Origin of the sequence: Dactylosporangium cerinum (genome assembly GCF_042653625.1) — a bacterium.
Lineage (GTDB): Bacteria > Actinomycetota > Actinomycetes > Mycobacteriales > Micromonosporaceae > Dactylosporangium > Dactylosporangium cerinum.
This window is the reverse complement of record NZ_JBHSIU010000154.1, coordinates 1-2830: the sequence shown is the minus strand read 5'-3', so window position 1 is coordinate 2830 and position 2830 is coordinate 1. Positions and strand designations below refer to the sequence as shown.

Here is a 2830-nt window from a genome sequence, read left to right as displayed (position 1 = left end):
GGGACCGAACTGTCTCACGACGTTCTAAACCCAGCTCGCGTACCGCTTTAATGGGCGAACAGCCCAACCCTTGGGACCTACTCCAGCCCCAGGATGCGACGAGCCGACATCGAGGTGCCAAACCATCCCGTCGATATGGACTCTTGGGGAAGATCAGCCTGTTATCCCCGGGGTACCTTTTATCCGTTGAGCGACACCGCTTCCACCTGCCAGTGCCGGATCACTAGTCCCGACTTTCGTCCCTGCTCGACCTGTCAGTCTCACAGTCAAGCCCCCTTGTGCACTTGCACTCAACACCTGATTGCCAACCAGGCTGAGGGAACCTTTGGGCGCCTCCGTTACATTTTAGGAGGCAACCGCCCCAGTTAAACTACCCACCAGACACTGTCCCTGAACCGGATCACGGTCCGAAGTTAGATACCCAAATCCAACAGAGTGGTATTTCAAGCTTGCCTCCACAACCACTGGCGTGGCCGCTTCACAGGCTCCCACCTATCCTACACAATCGAATTCGAGTACCAATGTCAAGCTATAGTGAAGGTCCCGGGGTCTTTCCGTCCTGCCGCGCGTAACGAGCATCTTTACTCGTAGTGCAATTTCGCCGGGCCTGTGGTTGAGACAGTGGGGAAGTCGTTACGCCATTCGTGCAGGTCGGAACTTACCCGACAAGGAATTTCGCTACCTTAGGATGGTTATAGTTACCACCGCCGTTTACTGGCGCTTAAGTTCTCCGCTTCGCCCTCACGGACTAACAGGTCCCCTTAACGTTCCAGCACCGGGCAGGCGTCAGTCCATATACATCGTCTTACGACTTCGCATGGACCTGTGTTTTTAGTAAACAGTCGCTTCCCCCTGGTCTCTGCGGCCACCAACCGCTCCACCAGCATGTGGTCTCACCATCGGTGGCCCCCCTTCTCCCGAAGTTACGGGGGCAATTTGCCGAGTTCCTTAACCACAGTTCGCCCGATCGCCTCGGTATTCTCTACCTGACCACCTGTGTCGGTTTGGGGTACGGGCCGCTCGAAACTCGCTAGAGGCTTTTCTCGGCAGCATGGGATCACTGACTTCGCCTGAAACGGCTCCGCTTCACGTCTCACCCTCAAGCAGTGCGGATTTGCCTACACTGCGGGCTACACGCTTGCCCCGGCACAACCACCGGCCGGGTCCAGCTACCCTCCTGCGTCACCCCATCGCTTGCCTACTACCCCCCAAGTTCCCAAACTCCAGTCATCAACCCGAAGGCCTCAAACCTTTGTGAGGTTAGTACAGGAAGGTTCAGCATGGACGCTTCTACGCGGGTACGGGAATATCAACCCGTTATCCATCGACTACGCCTCTCGGCCTCGCCTTAGGCCCCGACTCACCCAGGGCGGATTAGCCTGGCCCTGGAACCCTTGGTCATCCGGCGGCAGGGTTTCTCACCCTGCTTTCGCTACTCATGCCTGCATTCTCACTCGCGTCACCTCCACGGCTGGATCACTCCGCCGCTTCACCGGTGACACGACGCTCCCCTACCCATCCACACACCTGGACCCTCAGGACGAACCATCAGGCCGGGTTATCATGTGAATGCCACAGCTTCGGCGGTGTGCTTGAGCCCCGCTACATTGTCGGCGCGGAACCACTTGACCAGTGAGCTATTACGCACTCTTTCAAGGGTGGCTGCTTCTAAGCCAACCTCCTGGTTGTCTATGCGACCCCACATCCTTTACCACTTAGCACACGCTTAGGGGCCTTAGCTGGTGATCTGGGCTGTTTCCCTCTCGACTACGAAGCTTATCCCCCGCAGTCTCACTGCCACGCTCTCACTTACCGGCATTCGGAGTTTAGTTGACTTCAGTAAGCTTGTAGGCCCCCTAGGCCATCCAGTGCTCTACCTCCGGCAAGAAACACGTGACGCTGCACCTAAATGCATTTCGGGGAGAACCAGCTATCACGGAGTTTGATTGGCCTTTCACCCCTAACCACAGGTCATCCCCCAACTTTTCAACGTTGGTGGGTTCGGCCCTCCACGCGGTCTTACCCGCGCTTCAGCCTGCCCATGGCTAGATCACTCCGCTTCGGGTCTAGGACACGCGACTGAACGCCCTATTCAGACTCGCTTTCGCTACGGCTCCCCCACACGGGTTAACCTCGCCACGTATCACTAACTCGCAGGCTCATTCTTCAAAAGGCACGCCGTCACCCCTGCCACAAAGTAGCAGGACGCTCCGACGGATTGTAGGCGCACGGTTTCAGGTACTATTTCACTCCCCTCCCGGGGTACTTTTCACCTTTCCCTCACGGTACTCGTCCGCTATCGGTCATCAGGGAGTATTTAGGCTTACCAGGTGGTCCTGGCAGATTCACGGCAGATTACAGGAGTCCGCCGCTACTCGGGAACACACCAACACAGATCCAGGATTTTCGCCTACCGGACTCTCACCGTCTACGGTGCCGCTTTCCAGCGAACTTCGACTAACCCAGAATTTTCTGACTGTGCGATCAGCTAGCAGACCGATCAAGACATGTCCCACAACCCCGCACACGCAACCCCTGCCAGGTATCACACGTGCACGGTTTAGCCTCTTCCGCTTTCGCTCGCCACTACTCACGGAATCACTGTTGTTTTCTCTTCCTGCGGGTACTGAGATGTTTCACTTCCCCGCGTTCCCTCTACCTACCCTATGTGTTCAGGCAGGAGTGACACCACATGACTGGTGCCGGGTTCCCCCATTCGGACACCCTGGGATCACAGCTCGGTTGACAGCTCCCCCAGGCCTATCGCGGCCTCCCACGTCCTTCATCGGCTCCTGATGCCAAGGCATCCACCGTACGCCCTTAAAAACTT

Annotated in this window: 1 rRNA gene; it reads right to left on the bottom strand. The window is 57.0% G+C overall.

The window, feature by feature from the left end:
* A 23S ribosomal RNA gene (locus ACFPIJ_RS64470) occupies positions 1–2830 on the bottom strand; the annotation flags it as partial.